20 protein-coding genes and 2 riboswitches are annotated in these 20,135 nt (G+C 49.2%); of the genes, 12 read left to right on the plus strand and 8 right to left on the minus strand.

Translation table 11 applies throughout. From position 1 onward, the window contains the following. Positions 1–20 precede the first annotated feature (20 nt). The 6 genes from ADA01nite_RS06815 (at position 21) to ADA01nite_RS06840 (ending at position 6,850) form a co-directional block, all read left to right on the plus strand. The gene (locus ADA01nite_RS06815) at positions 21–2,054 is read left to right on the plus strand and encodes a sigma 54-interacting transcriptional regulator (protein ID WP_146809192.1); all 2,034 of its coding nucleotides are present in this window, start codon (positions 21–23) and stop codon (positions 2,052–2,054) included. A 16-nt stretch (positions 2,055–2,070) separates the two neighbouring features. Continuing rightward, the gene (locus ADA01nite_RS06820; protein ID WP_146809193.1) at positions 2,071–2,964 is read left to right on the plus strand and encodes a 5-oxoprolinase subunit B family protein; all 894 of its coding nucleotides are present in this window, start codon (positions 2,071–2,073) and stop codon (positions 2,962–2,964) included. Then, positions 2,961–3,935 carry a 5-oxoprolinase subunit C family protein gene (locus tag ADA01nite_RS06825; RefSeq protein ID WP_146809194.1) on the plus strand — a complete coding sequence of 325 codons (975 nt, stop codon included), beginning with the start codon at positions 2,961–2,963 and terminating at the stop codon, positions 3,933–3,935. The genes ADA01nite_RS06820 and ADA01nite_RS06825 overlap by 4 nt, the downstream gene beginning before the upstream one ends. Positions 3,936–4,158: 223 nt before the next feature. Continuing rightward, on the plus strand, positions 4,159–5,058 hold the full coding sequence (locus ADA01nite_RS06830; RefSeq protein ID WP_146809195.1) for a 5-oxoprolinase subunit B family protein: 900 nt from the start codon (positions 4,159–4,161) through the stop codon (positions 5,056–5,058). Further along, positions 5,051–6,052 (plus strand): 5-oxoprolinase subunit C family protein, encoded by a 1,002-nt coding sequence (locus ADA01nite_RS06835; RefSeq protein ID WP_146809196.1) that lies wholly within the window; start codon positions 5,051–5,053, stop codon positions 6,050–6,052. The genes ADA01nite_RS06830 and ADA01nite_RS06835 overlap by 8 nt, the downstream gene beginning before the upstream one ends. Before the next feature lie 27 nt (positions 6,053–6,079). Further along, positions 6,080–6,850 carry a LamB/YcsF family protein gene (locus ADA01nite_RS06840; protein WP_146809197.1) on the plus strand — a complete coding sequence of 257 codons (771 nt, stop codon included), beginning with the start codon at positions 6,080–6,082 and terminating at the stop codon, positions 6,848–6,850. 67 nt (positions 6,851–6,917) lie between these two features. Here the strand turns inward: ADA01nite_RS06840 and cysC are convergent, their stop codons facing one another. The 6 genes from cysC to cobA all read right to left on the minus strand — a co-directional run bounded on the left by cysC (position 6,918) and on the right by cobA (position 12,296). After that, positions 6,918–7,520, minus strand: a complete 603-nt coding sequence (gene cysC, locus ADA01nite_RS06845) for an adenylyl-sulfate kinase (RefSeq protein ID WP_146809198.1) — start codon at positions 7,518–7,520, stop codon at positions 6,918–6,920. A gap of 28 nt (positions 7,521–7,548) precedes the next feature. Next, the gene (gene sat / locus ADA01nite_RS06850) at positions 7,549–8,694 is read right to left on the minus strand and encodes a sulfate adenylyltransferase (protein ID WP_146809199.1); all 1,146 of its coding nucleotides are present in this window, start codon (positions 8,692–8,694) and stop codon (positions 7,549–7,551) included. A gap of 38 nt (positions 8,695–8,732) precedes the next feature. After that, complete coding sequence (locus tag ADA01nite_RS06855) at positions 8,733–9,437, minus strand: phosphoadenylyl-sulfate reductase (protein WP_246147257.1); 705 nt, start codon at positions 9,435–9,437, stop codon at positions 8,733–8,735. A gap of 184 nt (positions 9,438–9,621) precedes the next feature. Beyond that, entirely contained in the window at positions 9,622–9,825 is a 204-nt protein-coding gene (locus tag ADA01nite_RS06860; protein ID WP_170230174.1) for a DUF3906 family protein, read from the minus strand. A gap of 58 nt (positions 9,826–9,883) precedes the next feature. Next, a complete protein-coding gene (locus tag ADA01nite_RS06865; RefSeq protein WP_146809202.1) occupies positions 9,884–11,497 on the minus strand; it encodes a nitrite/sulfite reductase in 1,614 nt (537 codons plus the stop codon). A gap of 25 nt (positions 11,498–11,522) precedes the next feature. After that, complete coding sequence (gene cobA, locus ADA01nite_RS06870; protein ID WP_146809203.1) at positions 11,523–12,296, minus strand: uroporphyrinogen-III C-methyltransferase; 774 nt, start codon at positions 12,294–12,296, stop codon at positions 11,523–11,525. A 114-nt stretch (positions 12,297–12,410) separates the two neighbouring features. Beyond that, a riboswitch (SAM riboswitch) is annotated at positions 12,411–12,507 on the minus strand. Between the two features lie 436 nt (positions 12,508–12,943). Between cobA and gabT the strand changes: the two genes are divergently transcribed. The 6 genes from gabT (at position 12,944) to ADA01nite_RS06895 (ending at position 18,600) form a co-directional block, all read left to right on the plus strand. Continuing rightward, positions 12,944–14,299: a 4-aminobutyrate--2-oxoglutarate transaminase gene (gabT, locus tag ADA01nite_RS06875; protein WP_146809204.1), complete on the plus strand. Its 1,356-nt coding sequence runs from the start codon at positions 12,944–12,946 to the stop codon at positions 14,297–14,299. A 27-nt stretch (positions 14,300–14,326) separates the two neighbouring features. After that, complete coding sequence (locus tag ADA01nite_RS06880) at positions 14,327–15,763, plus strand: aldehyde dehydrogenase family protein (protein ID WP_146809205.1); 1,437 nt, start codon at positions 14,327–14,329, stop codon at positions 15,761–15,763. A 42-nt stretch (positions 15,764–15,805) separates the two neighbouring features. Further along, positions 15,806–17,461, plus strand: coding sequence for a sigma-54 interaction domain-containing protein (locus ADA01nite_RS06885; RefSeq protein WP_246147255.1), 1,656 nt, complete (start codon positions 15,806–15,808; stop codon positions 17,459–17,461). A 1-nt stretch (position 17,462) separates the two neighbouring features. Further along, positions 17,463–17,720: a hypothetical protein gene (locus tag ADA01nite_RS06890; protein ID WP_146809206.1), complete on the plus strand. Its 258-nt coding sequence runs from the start codon at positions 17,463–17,465 to the stop codon at positions 17,718–17,720. Between the two features lie 21 nt (positions 17,721–17,741). Beyond that, positions 17,742–17,867, plus strand: coding sequence for a hypothetical protein (locus tag ADA01nite_RS22825; RefSeq protein ID WP_281285992.1), 126 nt, complete (start codon positions 17,742–17,744; stop codon positions 17,865–17,867). Positions 17,868–17,937: 70 nt separating this feature from the next. Next, the gene (locus ADA01nite_RS06895) at positions 17,938–18,600 is read left to right on the plus strand and encodes a hypothetical protein (RefSeq protein WP_146809207.1); all 663 of its coding nucleotides are present in this window, start codon (positions 17,938–17,940) and stop codon (positions 18,598–18,600) included. 56 nt (positions 18,601–18,656) lie between these two features. Here the strand turns inward: ADA01nite_RS06895 and ADA01nite_RS06900 are convergent, their stop codons facing one another. Continuing rightward, on the minus strand, positions 18,657–19,208 hold the full coding sequence (locus tag ADA01nite_RS06900) for a hypothetical protein (RefSeq protein ID WP_146809208.1): 552 nt from the start codon (positions 19,206–19,208) through the stop codon (positions 18,657–18,659). A gap of 19 nt (positions 19,209–19,227) precedes the next feature. Then, positions 19,228–19,431, minus strand: a complete 204-nt coding sequence (locus ADA01nite_RS06905) for a hypothetical protein (RefSeq protein ID WP_146809209.1) — start codon at positions 19,429–19,431, stop codon at positions 19,228–19,230. A gap of 383 nt (positions 19,432–19,814) precedes the next feature. Next, positions 19,815–19,969, plus strand: a riboswitch (cyclic di-AMP (ydaO/yuaA leader). The last annotated feature ends 166 nt before the right edge of the window (positions 19,970–20,135 follow it).

Genomic DNA, 20,135 nt, shown 5'->3' on the forward strand with positions numbered 1-20,135 from the left:
GCCGGATAAGGAGGAGTGTTATGTTTTACTGGCAGGATGTCATGCGGCCTCTCCCGCCCGTGCTCTCCGTTCACGCTTCGCTCGACGACATTCTTGGACGGATATGCACATCGGAAGAAAGCGAACTGTTTTTATTGGAAAAAGACGGCGCTATTATCGGGTATAGTTCCTATTTTCGGCTAATGGACTATATACGGAATACAGGAGGGACAGACGATCCGTTTCCGTACGAGACCGATCTTGTCCCGGTGTCTGTTGGTAAACCGGTTGCGTTTTACCATAATATGCGCGTCTATGTCATCTATAATGCACAAGGCATTCCGGTCGGCTGCACAACGCGCGAAGACGCGGAGAATAAAATGGCACACCTGCGACTCCGCGAGATGAAGCGAACGTTCGACAGCGCGGGCATCGGCCTCATAACGACCGACCTTGCATTCCGCATAACATCCATGAACGAAACGGCCGAATCTCTGCTTGGCCTACGTCAGGATCTGCTGATCGGTCGCGATTACCGCTCGCTGATTGATACGGAGGCCGATTTGGAAGCCGTTCTTTGCGGCAAACGTTTTTTCAATAAAGTTAGCCGGTTTAACCATAAAGAATTAATCGGAAACTTCTCTCCTGTACGGGATAAAAAAGAAATTCATGGAGTTATTCATCTATTCTACCAGCGTGAGCAGTACGAAGCGTCTCTAAACGAAATCGAATATGTGCGAAACTTGAACGCGGACCTGCAGGCGCTGTATTCTTCTTCGAACGAAGAAATTATCGTTGTCAATCACGAAGGGACGATTATCCGGGTGGCAGGCACCTTGCAAAAAGAGTTCTGGCAAACCGATAATCCGTCCGAATTAATCGGACTCAATACACTGGAACTAGAAGCCAACTCCTTCTTCTCTCCATCTGTCACCCGCCTGGTGCTGGAAAGTGGAAAAAAAGAAGGAACCGTGCAAACGACCCGTTCCGGGCGTAAAATGTGGGCGGTCGGAACGCCGATTTACCATAATAATCAGCTGGAGCGTATCGTGATCATTTCACGCGACATTTCTGAGTTAAACCAGCTTCGGGAAGAAGTAGCGGAAGTAAAGCGCCAGAAACAAACAGCACTCATCTACCGGTCAAAGAAAATGGAAGTCATCGCCGAAAAAGCGCGGCGTATCGCGCAGGTTGACTCTACAATCCTTCTCATCGGCGAATCCGGTGTCGGCAAAGAGGTGCTCGCTACCCTTATTCATCAGGAAAGCCCGCGTAGCAAAGGACCCTTCATTCGGGTAAACTGCAGTGCTATTCCTGAAACATTAATTGAGAGCGAGTTGTTCGGTTATGAAAAAGGCGCATTTACCGGGGCCGACGCAGCGGGAAAACCCGGCTTTTTCGAGATGGCGCACGGCGGTACCATTTTCCTTGACGAAGTATCCGAGCTTCCTCTTCATCTGCAGGCCAAGCTGCTTCGTGTACTGCAGGAGAAAGAAATTATACGGGTGGGCGGTACAAAAACATTCTCTATCTCTATCCGGGTCATTGCCGCCTCCAATCGCAATCTCGAAGAAATGGTCAGACAGGGGCAGTTCCGCCAGGATCTTTATTACCGGTTAAACGTGATACCGATCCGGATTCCGCCATTGCGCGAACGCAGAGAAGATATTATGTCTCTGGCCATGCATTTTTTGCTGAAGTTCAATGAAATGTACGGGCTCAACAAAAATTTTTCCCGCGACGCCATCCGTGTACTTGAGGGCTATGACTGGCCGGGCAACGTGCGGGAACTGCAAAACATTGTGGAGCGGCTAATGGTTACGTCAGGACGGGATCTCATTACGGAAGAGGAAGTCATTCCTGCCCTGTACGATACGCCACTCTCCAGAAACAAAGATACATTTACAATAACTGAAATTATGCCGCTCAAAGATGCGGTGGAAAAGGTGGAAACGGAGCTTATCCGGCTCGCTATGCAAAAGTACCGCACTGCAGCCGAAGTGGCCAGGGTACTTGAAGTAAGCCCGGCGACCATAAGCCGGAAAATCAATCAGTTGATCAAGAAAAAGTCATAACAGGGGATGACACACCATGTTCTATTTACCGGAGACTCGATTTGATTTTGGCGGTGACGAATATATTTATGCTGAGATATCGCGGGAGATGAGCATCGAGATCAATTTTAAAGTTCAGGCTATCACACGGGAAATTATCCGGCGTCGTCTGCCCGGAGTCATAGAAGTCTGTCCGGCCAATACCGGGTATCTTGTCCAATATGAGCCGGAAAAGGTATCCCCCTACAAACTGCTGGAAATTATCCGTGAAATCGACGCCCGTTACAGCGATTTCTCCGCACTAACGCTGCCTTCCCGCATGATTGAAATACCGATTTGGTATAATGATCCGATTACATACGAGTATGCGGCCAAATTCCGTGATCGTCATCAGAATCCCGGCGGCTCTAACTTCGAGTTTGTTATGAAAATTAATGGATTTACCGAGCCCGAACCTTTTATCGAGGCTCACACCGCTACTCCATTTTTGGTAACGATGATGGGCTTCCTGCCGGGAACCGTGTGGGAATATCCCCTTGAAACAAGAAAAGACCATGTACTGCAGGCGCCCAAATATTTAAGCCCACGCACGGACACACCAATGCGGGCGGTTGGGATTGGCGGTGCATTTACCGTAATCTATCCCACGGCAGGCTCAGGTTCCTATCAACTCATCGGTATGTCCGCCATACCGGTCTATGCGGCAGAGCCGCAGACGGTCGCTATGCTGGGCGGGCGTTTTCTGGGTAAACCAGGGGATATTTGGAAACATCGCAGCATAACGGAGAATGAATACCATAAAATTTTAAGGGAAGTCGAAGAAGGTTCATACCGCCCCACCATACGTGAGATCGAGTTTAAACCAGCCGATTTTCTTGCGCATGGAAGCGACTATTTGCAAATCTTGTTGAAGGAAGGAGGGTTTGCATGATTCATGTACTTGAAGGCGGCCTGCTGACCACCGTGCAAGATGCCGGTCGCTTTGGTTACTATAGTCAAGGAGTTGCGCCCGCCGGTGCAGCCGACCCGTTCTCGTTTACGGTTGCCAACTGGCTGGTCGGGAATGAAGCGAATGCCGCCGCACTGGAGGTTATGCTGAGAGGCCCGCGCCTGGCCTTCGAAGAAGAAACCGTAATTGCCGTCACCGGTGCTCCGTGCCGTCCACACCTCAACACGGAAGAAATTCCGATGTGGGAAGCGATAGCCGTACGCAAAGGCGATGTGCTTTCGTTCAAACATACGAGAGGTGGGGTCCATGCCTACATAGCAGTGGCAGGGCAAATCGAGGTGCCGCCCGATCTGGATAGCCGCTCTACTTATTTAGCGAGCCGTATCGGCGGATTCGGAGGCCGTGCGCTGCGGAATGGAGATCGCTTGCCAGTCGGTTCGCTTCCCTCTATCTTGAATCGAAGGGGTAAAGTAGTGCCCGAATCACTGCGTCCGGTCTTCGCTCCTTCCTTTGATATTCACTTCATTATGGGCATCCGTTCCGATAAGCTGTCAGATGAAGGATTGAAACAATTTTTGAACACGGAGTGGAGAATCTCCACAGAATCGAACCGGACAGGTTACCGTTTTAAGGATGGTCGTATCCCGTTTGCACCGGGTGATCCTCCTTTCGGCGCCGGTAACAATCCGTCCAATGTCGTCGATTATATTTATCCGGTTGGCTCCATTCTCATTCCGAATGAGCAGGAGATCATCGTCCTGCTGAATGACACTCCGACAGGCGGTGGCTATGTAAGTGTTGGCACAGTCATCCGTCAGGATTTGGGCAGGATCGCTCAATCCATGCCGAATGCAACAGTGCGCTTTGTCGCCGTAACGCTGGAGCAGGCATTGGAACTTCGGAAGCAATATCGGCATACACTTCTACAAATAAAAGACTCTCTCTTATCGTAGTCGGCAGGCATTTCAACGCCTGTCTTTTTTCATTTTTGAAATTTATCTTTCATTTTTGAAACATCTCTTTTTCTTTTCCGTAAAAATCAAGCGTTTGCATTTGGCATTAAATTTGCAATTAACTAAATAATAAAGAAAAGATGAATGCACACGTCCAGGTTGAGCATTCTATAACCGAGTTAGTCAACCGTATTGAGTTCGCAAACCAAAAGGAGACGATGCTATGAACACCATGGAGAAATTGACGACCCGCTTCACTTTCGGGGGCGACGAATTTATCTATGCCGAAGTATCGCGGGCAATGAACGTAGAAGCCAATTTTAAAGTGCTGGCAGTCACGGATGAAATCCGCCGCTGCAATATTCCGGGCGTAACAGAGATTTGTCCGGCCAATGCCTCCTATCTTATCCGCTATAATCCGGATATTATCCGCCCTCTTGACCTGCTCGATGTCCTGAGAGAAATCGATGAACAAAAAAGCGACATTTCTGGACTAACGCTTCAATCACGCGTCGTAGAAATTCCGATCTGGTATGACGATCCGATTACAAAGGAATGCGCCGCAAAATTCAAAGACCGCCATCAAGATCCGTCCGTAAGTAATTTGGAATTTGTTATGAAAATCAACGGTTTCAAGGATAAAGAAGACTTTATCCACGCGCATTCGTCGGCGCCGTACCTTGTCTCTATGGTCGGCTTCGTACCGGGCACGGCGTGGGAATTTCCGCTCGGCGTACCGCAGGAGAATATCATCGAAGCGCCGAAGTACCTTCGTCCGCGCACCCAGACACCGGCGCGCGCTATCTCGATGGCCGGCGCATTCACAGTTATCTATCCGGTGGCCGGACCGGGCGGCTACCAGCTCATCGGCATGTCCGCTGTCCCTGTCTATGATCCGGAACAGAAGCTCGAAGATTTGAAAGACACTCTTATCCTGGCAAAAGCGGGTGACATATGGAAACACCGTCCGATCGATGAAAGTGAATATAATAAGATTGTCGCTGAAGTTGAAGCGGGCACCTACCGCTACAACATTAAATCTATAGAGTTCTCACCGGAAGAATACTTCGCCAAGACGCAGCAGTACCTTAATGAACTAACGGAGGGGATCGCCTATGCTTAAAATTTTAGAACCAGGATTAAGCACGTCAGTACAGGATTTGGGACGCTTCGGCTACTATCATATGGGCATGCCTCCTTCCGGCGCGTTGGACCGCTATTCGTTTCAACTCGGCAACCTGATTGTCGGCAATCCTTACAATACGGCTGCGCTGGAAATTACATTTATTGGTCCGAAAATCGAATTTCAGCAGGAGATGGTAATTGCACTAACCGGCGCGTACGTAAAGCCGCTCGTCAACGGCCAGGAAATTCCAATGTGGCAGGCTGTACGTGTCCGGGAAGGCGACGTGATTTCCTTTACGTTTACGCAGGGAGGTGCACGCGCATACCTGTGCGTGGCCGGAGGCATCGACGTACCGGAAAGATTGGGAAGCCGCTCAACGTACCTGCTCTGCCAGTTCGGCGGCTACGAAGGCAGAAAATTGGAACAAGGCGACATTCTACACACTGGCAATCCCCGGCAGAGTCTGAATGCCATTGAAGGCAGAGCATTACCGGAAGAGTTATGGTGGAAGCAAAACAAGCCGGTTGAACTTCGTGTTGTAACCGGCCTGTGCAGCTATAAAGTGCAGCCGGACAGCCTGTTTAACTTTCTTATGGAGGAGTGGACCGTTTCTACGGAAGCGGATCGGGTAGGATACCGGTATAAAGGAAACAGTCCGCTTACGTTTAAAGATATACCACAGCCGTTTGGCGCCGGTGACAATCCGTCCAATGTCGTCGATATGGGCTATCCGGTCGGCTCCATCCAGGTTCCGAATGGAGAAGAACCCATTATTTTGTTAAACGACGCCGTAACAGGCGGCGGGTATATGACAGTAGCGACTGTGATCAGTGTCGACCTGCCCAAAGTGGCACAATCTCTTCCCGGTACACCAACCCGTTTTCTCTCAGTGAGCATTGAACAGGCGATGGCAGCCCGCCAGGAAGAACAACGAAAATTCCGGTATGCGGAAGAAATTCTTGCATCACATCAACGGTATCAAACAAGTTAAATAAATCGAAAGAGGAGCGTCACGAAGATGTTAATCGATATTAACTGCGATATGGGTGAAAGCTTTGGCATGTACGAACTGGGGAACGACGAGAAAATGATGAAGTATGTAAGCACAATTAATGTAGCCTGCGGGTATCACGCAGGCGATCCGCTGGTAATGCGCCGGACGGTAGAACTGGCGAAGCAATACGGGATTAACGTAGGCGCCCATCCGGGATTTCCGGATTTGATGGGCTTTGGACGGAGACGGATGACCGCAACGGCGGAAGAGGTAGAAAATTATATACTGTATCAGGTCGGGGCCCTGCAAGCGTTCCTGCACGCATACGATATGGAACTGTCCCATATCAAGCCGCATGGCGCTATGTATATGATGGCCATGGAAAACGACGATTTAGCCCAGGCAGTGCTTAATGCGACCGAAAAAATTGATAAACGTCTGCCGCTGTTCGCCTTAAATAACTCGTCGCTGGCTCGCCTTGGACAGGAGCAAGGCTTCAATATTGTATTCGAAGTGTACGCCGATCGTGAACACGATGAAACCGGAAGTATCGTCATGACACGTAAAGGCGCAGATTACTCCGATATGAACGAACGGGCCCGCCGCGTCGTACGGATGGTGAAGGAAGGCAAAGTCATTACACATGATGGCAAAGATATCTCTCTGAAAGCGGAAACGGTATGCATTCACGGGGATCATCCGGATGCGCCGAAGCTGGCAGAAGCCATCATTACACATTTGAGAAACGAAAACATCGACATTAAAGCCGGGTTTCTCGCAAATCAGACCCAGTAATCGGGCTATTCACTTTTTCCACACTATAAGCAAAGGCACAGTGGAATTCCGACTGTGCCTTCATTTTTTATAGAATTATCTTTTTTTCAAGATACTCTACAACCTGCTCAGCACAGGCATCGAGCGATCTCGTATCCGTCTCAATGATAAGCTCCGGGCTTTCAGGCTCTTCGTAAGGAGCAGAGATTCCCGTAAACTCCGGGATCCCGCCTGCTCTCGCTTTTTTGTATAAACCTTTTGGATCACGCTTCTCGCATTCTTCGATCGCGCATTTCACATAGATTTCAATAAATTCGCCATCTTCTACCAGGCTACGGGCCAGCTCCCGGTCTGCACGATACGGAGAAATGAAAGCCGTCAGCACAATAACACCTGCATCGACAAACAATTTTGATACTTCACCGATCCGGCGGATATTTTCCGTCCGATCCTCCGGAGTAAATCCGAGATCTTTGTTAATACCATGTCGAATATTGTCTCCATCTAGCAGGTATGTGCGCAACCCTTTCTCATATAGCCTGCGCTCCACTTCGTTGGCCAGCGTCGATTTTCCTGCGCCTGACAGGCCTGTGAACCATAGTACCGCACTTTTATGTCCATTTTTCCGCTGACGATCCTGTTTCGTTACATTCGTCTGGTGCCAGATAATGTTTGCGTTATGGGACGCCATAATGCTCTACTCCTCCCTACTCGCTCCGTTATTTGCCTACAGCTACTTTCATGCCACGAATCAGCACTTCCACCACTTCCGGACGACTAAACTCCGGCGGCGGCGCCTCGCCCTGGCTCAGCATCTCCCTTACCTTGGTACCGGATAAGTGCAAATGATCTTCCGAACTATGCGGGCACGTCTTGGCTGACGCCATGTTGCCGCATTTCTTACAATAGAAGCTGTGTTCAAAAAACAACGGTGTAATTCCCAGTTCATCCGCCGTAAAGTCTGAGAAAATCAGCTGTGCGTCATAGGTGCCGTAATAATTACCGACGCCAGCATGGTCGCGCCCGACAATAAAATGGGTGCAGCCGTAATTCTTGCGCACCAACGCATGAAAAATCGCTTCACGCGGTCCTGCATAGCGCATTGCCGCCGGGAACACGGCCAGGAAAACACGGTCTGACGGATAATAATTTTTTAGCAGCACCTGATAGCTTTCCATCCTGATGTCAGCTGGAATATCATCCGCTTTCGTCTCCCCAACCAGTGGATTCAAAAACAGTCCGTCGACAATCTCAAGTGCAGTCTTCTGAATGTATTCATGCGCACGATGCACCGGGTTGCGCGTCTGGAAGCCAACTACCGTTTTCCATCCCCGCTTTTCGAATACCGCCCGCGTCTCGCCAGGATCAAGGTAAAACTCTTTAAACTGGTTTTTTTCCGGACGCTTTACCAGCGTAATCGGGCCTGCTACATAAACGGCCGGACGGCTCCACAGCTTTTTGACGCCCGGATGCGCCAATTCAGTGGTACCATATACATTCTGCGCTTCTACTTCTTTATCCGGCGTATACAGCTCTGCCACTTCGATAACGCCATAAACCGCGCCCTGATAAACTAACTTGACCGTATCTCCGGGCGCAAGCCGCGCAGCTGTCTCTTCCGTCACCGGCAGTGTAATGGGAATACTCCATACCGTGCCATCGGCCAGGCGCATCGTATGCACCACTCTCTTATAATCTTCTTCTCCGAGAAATCCAGTCAGCGGGCTGTACGCCCCGATTGCGAGCAATTCCAAATCCGACAACGCGAATGCATCCAGCTCGATTTCCTTTGTTATTTTGCCTGTGTCATATGAGAAATTGATACGGTTGACCAGCGTACCGCCATGCGGTTGATTTGTGCTCATGTAGGGTTACTCCTTTTCTATTCTACTGTATAAGACGATTATTGATGCAGGCCGCATTCTGTCTTGTGGCTTCCGCTCCAGCGGCCGGCACGGGAATCTCCTCCGCCTTCCACCGGTAAGGTACAGTATTCGCATCCGATACTCGGATAGCCTTTGTCATGCAACTCGTTGTACGGAAGATGATATAGTTTGATGTAGTTCCATACGTCGTCCCATTTCCAATGAATCAGCGGACAAATTTTAATGGACTCAAAGCGGCGGTCGATATTGACAAACTGCGTATGAGCGCGAGTCGGAGATTGCTCCCGCCTCAGTCCCGACAGCCAGGCGACCGCGCCCTGCAGCACCTCTTCGAGAGGTTGAAGCTTCCGCAGCCTACAGCACATATCCGGATCGGTCTTCCACAATTCCGGTCCGTATTGCGCCGCCTGTTCCTCCGCGGAAAGCGACGGCTCCTTCATCTCGATGCGCAACTTAGGATATTTGGCTTTAACGCGCTTGATTACCTCATATGTTTCCTTGAAGTGAAAGTGCGTATCAAGAAACACAATCCGTGCGTCAGGACGTACCCGACTGATTAAATCAACCAGCACCATCCCCTCCGCACCGAAACTACAGGCGTATACCAATCCGTCACCGAATTGACCGTACGCCCACTTCAATACGTCCAACGCATCCTTATTCTCCAGCTCTTTATTAACCGCTTCGAATCGTTCGGTCGTTAGTGTCTTATAAGAAAGCAGTGTATCCGACACCTAACTCCCTCCTCCCTGATCATGAATAGTACTTTTCTCTTTGCGAATCGTATGGGACAAACTGATGGACCCGACCTTAGATTCTGCCAAAGACGAAATCCGTTTTCCGCCATTCCGCTTGCGCCGATATTCATGGCGAAAAACAGGGCTGCGGCAATAGCCACATAGATCATCATAGTTCAATCACATACCCCCATCCCGCTTCAGCCGGCTTTTTTTCTACAATGGCCAGTTCTTTGATCGATTTAGACGGCAGAAAATAGCGGTCAATCTGGTTCTGTGCGCTGCGAAACGCTTCTTCTTCATTATCGTGAATCACGACCACGGCGGCTCTCGATTCATCGCTGAAAATCACTTCAAATCGGTATGCAAACATAGCCTTTACCCTTTCCTTCTCTCTCTCGTCTTCGGGCCTTCTCTTCTTTACTCTTGATTTATACGAGTTGCCCCAATGCTGCATTTAATCGTTCTTGAAACGGTTCAACTCCGACGCGCTGCACGAAATCGAAGAAGCTTTCTCCTCTTTGTTTTTCTTCCTTATAGTAAGCCAGCAGCGGCAGCACGGCCCTATGCAATTGCTCTCCCAGCACGCGCCCTTTTAGTTTTTGATTGAACTGCGCATTCCTTCCAAGCGTTCCGCCGAGGAAAATGTCAAACGCGTCTTTCATACCGTCTTCCGTCTTAATCAGCGCTCCCTGGAAACCGATATCGGCAATTTGCCGCTGTCCGCAAGAGTTCGGGCATCCGACCATATGCATGCGAATCGGCTCATCCAACTCTACATGGGCATCGAGATACTCCGCGAGTTGACGCATTCTTTCCTTTGTCTCGACCAATGCAAGGTTGCAGAACTCAATACCTGTACAGGACACGGCGAACGCTGTAAAATGCTTCGGATACGGTGTCAAACGCTCTAACACTTTTTCTTTAAGCAACAGCTCGATTTTTTCGTTCGGAACACCGGTAATCACAATATTTTGCGAGTTGCATGTGCGAAGCGAACCGCTGCCGTACTCATCCGCAAGACGTGCCAGCTCTTCCAACTCTTGCGCGGACATCCGGCCGACCGGAACGGACAGGCCCACATAACTCAAACCCGGCTGACGTTGTTCATGCACGCCGGTGAAATAACCCGCATTCCAGCCTGCGATTTTGTCTTCGCCACGTGTATTCAGCTCGCCAACCAGCTCTTTTAACTTCTCAAGGAATTTCTCCGCGCCCCAATCGGCGACCAGGAATTTGAGCCGTGCATGGTTGCGCTTCTGACGGTAGCCGTAATCGCGGAAGATTGTCGTAACACCGACCGCGACCTTGACGACTTCTTCCGGTCGTACGAACACATCAAGTTGCTGGGCGAGGTAAGGACGTGCCGACAGACCTCCACCGACCCAGACATGGAAGCCGATGACTTCTTCACCGTCGATAACTTTGGTCGCCGGCGTAAATGCAAGGTCGTTAATCTCAGCGTGCCCTGCGTTGTAAATGTTGGCGGAAATCGAAATCTTATATTTACGCGGCAAATTTGAGAAATCACGATTCATTAAAAATGTATCCGACAATTCTTTCACCAGCGGCGTCGTATCGATTAACTCGTGCGGGTCGATTCCTGCCAGCGGGTTACCTACAATGTTACGCGGACAGTCGCCGCACGCTTCGAACGAAGACATTCCCACGGAAGCAAGCCGTTCAAAGATGTCCGGAAGTTGCTCTACGCGCAGCCAGTGGAACTGCACCGCCTGGCGGGTCGTAATATCAACCAGGTCTTTGCCATAATCCCGTGCAATGCCTGCCAGTACACGTGCCTGATCAGATGACAGGTTGCCGGACGGAATTCGTACCCGCATCATGAAATGTCCGTCTTTCGGACGCTGCTGATAGACTCCGGCCCACTTGAAACGGTCCATGTCATCCGGCGTAATCGATTCAAATCCGGTTTTGGCGTATTCGTAAATATCCTCAATTACGTCCAGTCCGTCTTTTTCAAGCTTCGCCAATTCATTTTTGTTCAAATTCCCCCTATCGTTTGCCCAGAATGCTGTGTAAGCCATGCTTCTCTCTCCTCTCAATCAAAATTCACGCAGTGACAACGTGGGACAGTTGCTGCTCGTACCAGGCAAGCTGTTCTCGCAGGCGCACAACTTCACCGACGACAATAATCGCGGGAGACTTAAAACGCGCTTGCTGCACCTTTTCCACAATCGTCTCGAGCGTACCGATAAGAGTTTCTTGATTCTCATATGTTCCCCAGCGCACAAGCGCCACAGGAGTCTCTTTCCTACGGCCATGCTGGCGCAGATTTCGCACAATATCCGGGAGATTGCCGACACCCATGTAGAAGACCAGCGTATCCACGGCAGTCGCAAGCTTCTTCCAATCAATCCCACTTTGTTCCTTATCTGCAGCTTTATGGCCGGTTACAAACGCAACAGAAGAAGAATATGCACGATGTGTAACCGGAATCCCCGCATAGGCAGGGGCCGCAATCCCCGAAGTGATACCCGGCACTACTTCATAGGAAAGACCTGCTGCCAGACAGGCTTCCGCCTCTTCTCCGCCGCGCCCGAAAACAAATGGATCGCCTCCTTTCAAACGAACTACCTCTTTGCCCTCCAATGCCTTTTCAACGATAATTCGGTTGATTTCGGATTGGGGGAGCGAGTGATGATCCGCTTGTTTGCCACAGTAGATGCGCTCCGCCTCTTGTTTTGCGTAATCCAGCAGCTTTGGACTGGCCAGCCGATCATAAACGACGACATCCGCGTGCTGCAGAAGTTCAAGACCGCGTACCGTGATTAATTTCGGATCACCGGGGCCAGCCCCTACAAGATAGACCTTTCCTTGTGTCATGCCGTCTCTCCTTTCATCGTTTTTTAATTAAATGCATTAGCTTAGTTGGTTTACTGCAATAAAAAACCCTTCTTCATAATGAAGAAGGGTTCGTATATGCCTTTCGACCCCTCTTCCTCATCTTTGAGCATTGCTCTCTGGAATTGGCACCTAACCGCATTAGGTTGCCGAGACTTCATCGGGCCAGTCCCTCCGTCTCTCTGGATAAGAAAGAGAATCCATATTATTTTAATTTGATTTATTCAATTGATTGGTTTTGATTATACCTTGCTTTTTTTCAAATAGCAAGAACTTTTCAAACAAAATGCGGCTCAATACCAGAAAATGTAGTTGACTGTTCGAATGTACCTCATGTATGACAAGGAACAGGAAAAGGGATAGACATGTCACTTTGTTACATTCTGCAGGGGCGATACAGAGGCCGCTCCATAAGGGTAAGCTAAAACTTTAAAATCCAAGTCATAAAAGACTTAAAATTAAGTCTTTTATGACTTGGATTTTCTCTTTATCTTTTCTCTTTTTTCGTGTTTTCTGTGATTTTTTCTATTTCAGAAGTTGGCATACTTATTGCTTCTACATAAAAACGAGGTAAAAATTTTATTTTTACACATTCTATTTCTGTTATTTACTATTAAGGAGGTATCCACATGAGCTATAAATTCGCTAACGTGAAAACTGAATTGCCAGGACCAAAAGCTAAAAAACTTCTTGAACGTCGTAAACAGTATGTACCAAAAGGAATCAGCAACGGAATTCCTACATTCGTAGAAAAAGCCCAGGGCGCTCTTCTTACCGATGTAGATGGCAATACATTTATCGATTTTGCAGGTGCAATCGGTACCATCAATGTAGGACACTGTACACCGGAAGTCGTGGAAGCACTGCATGATCAAGTAGATAAATACATCCATACCGGCTTCAACGTTATGATGTACGAACCGTACATCGAGCTGGCAGAACGTCTTGCCAAACTGGCACCCGGTAATCATGAGAAGCAAGTGATGTTCTTGAACAGCGGTGCGGAAGCGGTGGAAAACGCCGTGAAAATCGCCCGCAAATATACGAAACGCCAGGGTGTCGTCGTTTTCTCCCGCGGCTTCCATGGACGCACGCTGCTTACTATGACGATGACCAGCAAAGTAAAACCTTATAAATTCGAATTCGGCCCGTTCGCGCCGGAAGTATACAAAGCGCCGTACCATTACGAATATCGTCGTCCGGAAGGCATGAGCGCAGAACAGTACGATGATTATATCTTAAACGAATTCAAGACATTTCTGCTGGGCGATGTGGCACCGGAAACGATTGCCGCCGTCGTAATGGAGCCGGTACAGGGGGAAGGCGGATTTGTCGTTCCTTCCAAAAAATTCGTACAGGGCGTAGCAGAAATTTGTAAGCAGCACGGTATCGTGTTCGTTGCTGACGAAATTCAAACAGGCTTCTCCCGTACGGGTAAATTGTTTGCGGTAGAGCACTTCGATGTAGTACCGGATCTGATGACCATCTCCAAATCCATGGGCGCGGGTCTTCCGATCAGCGGCGTTATCGGACGCAAAGAAATTATGGAAGTGGCCAATGCGGGCGAGCTTGGGGGTACCTATGCGGGAAGTCCGCTCGGATGCCGTGCAGCGCTTGCCGTGCTCGATGTAATCGAGAAATATGACCTTAATGAAAGGGGCCGTGTAATCGGCGAGAAAGTGATAGAGCGCTTTAACCATCTTGCGGAAAAATACGATATAATTGGAGACGTACGCGGTTTGGGTGCTATGTGCGCGATGGAATTTGTCAAAGACAAACAAACCAAAGAACCAAACAAAGAAATTGTGGGCACAATTATTAATGAAGCCAACAAACGCGGCTTAATTACATTGAGCGCGGGCTTATACGGCAACGTAATACGCGTATTGATGCCGCTCGTCATTACGGACGAACAGCTCGAAGAAGGCCTCGACATCCTCGAAGAATCCATCGCTGCTGCAACATCTGCTCTGCAAGTACAATAATGATTTAGGAAGAAAGGGGTTCTAGCCATGAATCAAATAATACCGAAAAAACCTCTGTATATCGCTGGCGGAACAAAAGAAGCGGCCTCCTATAAGGAGCTTCGTTCCCCGCATTCCGGAGAAGTTATTGCAGAAGTCGCCATTGGTACCAGGGAAGACATGAAAGCGGCAATCGACTATGCAGAAGAAGCAGCGAAGGTAATGGCGAAACTGCCGGCCCATAAACGCGCTGCCATTCTGCAGAACGTATCCTTGCTTCTGAAGGAACGGAAAGAAGAAGCAGCACGCATCCTGACGCTTGAGGCGGCTAAACCGATTACGGTAGCCCGCGGTGAAATCGCTCGGACCATTGAAACCTACCAATTCGCGGCCGACGAAGCGCGCCGCCTGCACGGAGAAACCATTCCGATGGACGCTTCAGCTATGGGTGAAAATCGCATCGCCTATACCGTGCGTCATCCGCTCGGTGTTGTCGGAGCAATCACGCCGTTCAACTTTCCGTTCAATCTGGTGGCACACAAGCTTGGACCTGCCTTCGCAGCCGGGAATGCGGTCATTTTGAAACCGGCAGACCAAACGCCGCTATCCTCCTTCTTCATCGCTGATCTGTTCGCAGAAGCCGGGCTTCCGGCTGGTGCCCTTCAGGTTATCCCCGGTCCGGGGAGCGAAGTCGGAGACGAGATGGTATGCGACGACCGTGTGAAAATGATTACGTTCACCGGCAGCCCGGAAGTCGGCAAAACAATCCGTTCTAAAGCGGGATTGAAGCGTGTCGTACTTGAGCTCGGTTCTAACTCCGGCTTGATCATTGACGAAGGATTCGATATTGACCGGATTATCAAACGAACGGTAACAGGCGCGTTCACATTCATGGGACAGGTATGTATTTCCCTGCAACGCATCTACGTGCACCGCTCCCTGTATAATGAGTTTGTAGAGAAATTCGTTGCGGAAACACAGAATCTACGTATCGGTGACCCGCAGGACGAGACAACCGACATTGCGGCGCTGATTTCACAAAAAGACGTCGACCGCATCGCCTCCTGGATTGAAGAAGCCGAAGCCCTCGGCGCGAAGGTATTGACCGGCGGCACGGAAGGCAACCTTGTTAAACCGACCGTTCTCGTTGACGTACCGCCGCATGCGAAAGTAAGCTGCCAGGAAACGTTCGCACCGGTCGTCATTATCAGCCCGTTTGATTCATTCGACGAAGCGATCGACGCGGTAAACGACTCCCGCTACGGACTTCAGGCCGGTGTATACACCGATAATATTGAGCGTGCATTCCACGCGGCTGAACGTCTGGAAGTAGGCGGTGTAATGATTAATGACTTCCCGACATTCCGTGTCGACCAAATGCCTTATGGCGGCGTGAAAGAAAGCGGCGTGGGACGTGAAGGCATCAAGTACGCGACCGAAGAAATGACCGAAATGAAGCTTGTCTGCTTCAACCGCAATAAATAATATGGCCGTATAAATCCGCGCCTTACGATAAGGAGGCGCCTCATGCAAGCGGATATCGATATCGCATCGTTTCTCACCAGCTTCTCGATCGGATTCTGTTATCTGAATGAAGAAACATTCGCATATAACAAGCTGATCGAGAAGTGGTTTTTCGAGCAGGGCATAACGCCTACCGATCTATCCGTCCGCCTGCGAAAATGGGCGGCGGACGGTGATTTTCTTCAGCGAATGGACGGCTTTCTTTGGGAAGGAAGACTGCTGGCAGAACCGCACGGGTTTGCCTGGCTCGTCTTTCCATGGGAGACCAAAGAAAGCCATGTCGCTACGGAATATGAACATCTGTACGCGGAACTAAAAAGCGTATTCGCCGCGGCCTATGACGAAATTTTTGTTACCGACGGCGAAGGATATACCGTTCGGGTAAACGGGGCCTGTGAACGCAACTACGGATTGACCGCCGAGCAGATGGTCGGCAAACACGTCACCGAGCTGGTAGCTCAGGGGATTTTCTCCCCTTCTGCGACGCTCGACGTCATAAAACAACGCAAGCAAATCAACCTCGTGCAGCAGACACAGAACGGACGCAGGCTGCTGGTGACGGCCACCCCTGTTTTCACACAGGACGGCCAGTTGATTCGCGTCGTCAGCAATTCGCGCGATATTACTGAGCTATTAAATCTGCGCGAACAGCTCGACCAGTTGCAAGAGCGTGTAGAGACGTATGAAGAAACTTTGCAACTGCGAGAGGAAGCATCCGGCATAAAACTCACTGTGCGCAGCTCTTCAATGCTTGCCGTGCTATCCAAAATCGAAAAAGTCGCGAAGGTAGACAGTACGGTGCTGTTGCTCGGAGAATCGGGTGTGGGAAAAACGCACCTTGCCCGCTACCTGCACAACATGAGTCCACGCAAACAGGAACCTTTTCTCTCTGTGAACTGCAGCGCTCTTCCCGAATCTCTCATCGAATCCGAGCTGTTCGGATACGAACGCGGAGCGTTTTCCGGTGCGCATGAGAAAGGAAAAAAAGGGCTGTTCGAAGCTGCAAACGGAGGCACACTGTTTCTGGACGAAATCGGGGAATTGCCGCTTTCGATGCAAGCTAAACTGCTGAACGTACTGCAGGAGAAACAGTTTTTCCGCATTGGCGGCACGACTCCGATTCAAGTGGATGTACGCATTGTCGCGGCCACCAATCAAGATTTGAAAAAGAAAGTGGAAGAGAAAACCTTCCGCAACGATTTATATTACCGGCTGAATGTCATTCCGATTACGATTCCGCCGCTCAGGGAACGACAGGAAGACATCGTACCGCTTGCCATCCGTTTTCTCGAAGAGTTTAAAGAGACGTATGGCATCGAGAAGAAACTCAGCTATACGGCCGCGGAAGAGCTGCGGCGTGCGCAATGGCCGGGCAACATTCGGGAGCTGCGCAACTTCCTGGAGCGGATTGTGGTAACGGCGGATGAAGACGTCATTACAGCGGAACATATCACGCGTGCGCTCTACGATGACGAAGAAGCACCGCCGCCTGAGCCGGAAGAAGGAATGACGCTGAAAGACCAGCTTGAACGCTATGAAGGTCAGATTATACGCCGGGCGTATAAAGAGTGCGGAAGCACGTACAAGCTGGCGGAGATGCTCGGCATAAGCCAGTCCAGCGCAATGCGCAAAGTCAATAAATATGTAAAGGAACTGTGAGATGCTGATCACGATATACGGGACGCAAGCCACAGAGACAATGGATTTCCACCTGGACCGCCCGCATACCGTTGGCGCCATTCTCGAGATTCTGTTGACCATTCATCCCTGGTTTTGTCAGGCGCTGCCGCCTGAGCGGGACAGGTCCACACTGGAGACAGTTTTATCCATCCGAACTCCCGCCAATCGCTCACTTACTCTTGACGATACTGTCACAAATGACACGGAGCTTGAAATTCACTTTCATGATATGATATAAGCAGATCATAAGAGGAAGTGAATGGATGTGTTCGAGTTTTTCTATCGCAGACGCAACAACCAGCCTATGTATTATTTCATGATCGGAGCGCTGGTTACAGGTATTGTAATGATGGGTTTAGGGTTCTGGTATATGGTAAGATTGTAAAAATCCCCTGTTGCATGTGAAACAGGGGTATTTCTCTGTGTGGAATTTATACAATAATGAGGGATGAGAAATGAATATTATTCTCTGGGGTTTTGCAACCGTTTTATCCGGCTATTTCGCCTATAGTATTCTGCGTCAATGGCTCGCCAAACGAAAACCCAGCCATCTGGCATGGTTTATCGGCTTCTTCTTTTATTTCTTTAGCGCGTTGGGCAGTACACTGTCATACCTTATCGGCTGGGAATCTACAATGTACCGTATCTGGTATGTAGCGGCAGCATCTCTTGTGGCATTTCTCGGCGCAGGCCAGCTGTATTTTACGGTAAAGCCAAAGTTGGCGCATACTTTTCTTCTGCTGATGGGCGTGCTTACTATCAGTATGTTTGTCAAAGTGTTTAATTCTTCTCTTCACCTTGAGCAGTTGGCACTGCACGGCGAAGAGATTGGCGGAACCGCGCTGCCGCGCGAAGTGCGTCTGTATTCGCCACTGCTGACCATTCCGGGTAGTTTTGCACTTATCATCGGTTCTTTTTATACATTTTTCCGCCGTCATTCCAAGGCCGGTCTCTGGATCGGCGTCGGCTCGCTGATCATCGCCATGGGTGGCACATTGACCCGATTCGGCTTGACAGACATCCTGCCGATTGCCAACAGCATCGGCATTACACTGATTTTCTATGGTTATTCACTCGCAGCTAAACCAAAGACAGCACTGCTGCAGCAGCAAGCATAGTAACACTCCCCATCAAAAAAAGTCCTTCACCGCATTCTGCGCATGAAGGGCTTTCGTTATCTGCTCAATTCGTCGTTCGCCAATCGGCGCAGCGAAAGAACGGTATGCTCTACAATATTGAACAGGTCGTCGATATTATCTTCGTTGATTTTCCGGCCAAAATCAAGCGTCACCGTATTACGGTACACGATAGGGCTTCCTTCGGAAAAAGCTTGATAAACAAAGGATAACTCCTGGGTAATGCGTGGACGGTAGGACCAGATTGTATCAAGGATTTCTTTTATTTCTACGCAGCGGGCCATGTCATCCATGTTCATAGCGAACACGACGCGAAGCGTACAGCCGAATTTTCTCTCCACCGTCTCCGGAATTTCAAGAATTTCACCCGCCAGATCGGCCGTACCGGCTGAAAGCACAAGCCGGGTGGTAATCGCTGCTCCTTCCTCCTGTCTGCGGTCCCGAAACCCGATTGCGTATTCACGGGACATTGCCGCTAACTCTACGCGATCGCTGCGCGATGTAACCAGGATGTCTCCGGCAAAATCCAAATCATATACCGCGCTTTCCAGCGCTACTTTAATGTTTTCGAAGATAGTCGGATCGAACACAAAAGTCTCTCCTATCGGCTTACTTCTGCTTGCTCAGCTTTTTCATCCTGCGCCGTTCTTCGTCCTCTAACGCATTTTTGGCGGCGATAGCATCATAATCAACTTTCAGGTTACCGCGCGCCGTTTGCACGATGGCCGTAATAATTCCGCCGAAGAAGACGATCAGAATAATGACACCGGTAATGAATAACATAATCATTCCGGGACTAGAAAACATAACCAAAAGTAACCTCTCCTTTTCTAAGATTCATTTTTATTATTATAACCTATTTTCTATCTTACTTAGAGTGTTTTTCACTCCCAAGCAAAAACCCGGCACTCAGCCGGGTCGCTTTTTTTAACTTACTCTCATTTCTTTACTCTGTTCTCATAAGACTAGTGACCAATTTATGAAGTGTTTCGAAATAATGTTTTTGGGAAAATACATAAAAGGCAGATTAAAAACGAGAAAAGTAAGAAAGAAACTAGTTAACAAGAGATAAATGAAGAAAAGTAAGACATACTATACATTTTTATATGTTAAGATTATTTTTTGATTGTAATGGTTCTTTACAACTGCATTTCTTGAGGAGTAATATTAATTTCATCAAATTAACAACCCAACAAATTCCGAAATCGCTGAGTCCCTTTCATAAGGGAACGGGGGAACCAATCGTGGTTTATCAAAGAAGCCGCATGGGGTGAATCTCGAATGATCGAGTAGGGTGACTCTTACATCCGAATCCGTCAGCTAACCTCGTAAGCGTATCAAGAGAGGCAACCCATATCGTGTGTATGACATAGTTTATTTGACTATGCCCAAAAGCCGCGAGAGAGTTCCTTCTCGTTAGGCTTTTTTTGTTGCCTTTTTTTGATGTATCTAAAGTAAAAACAGAAAACGAAGTAAAGGGAAGGAGGGTTCACAAACATTGAAACCGCGATAAACAC

Origin of the sequence: Aneurinibacillus danicus, from assembly GCF_007991215.1 — a bacterium.
Classification (GTDB): Bacteria; Bacillota; Bacilli; order Aneurinibacillales; family Aneurinibacillaceae; genus Aneurinibacillus; species Aneurinibacillus danicus.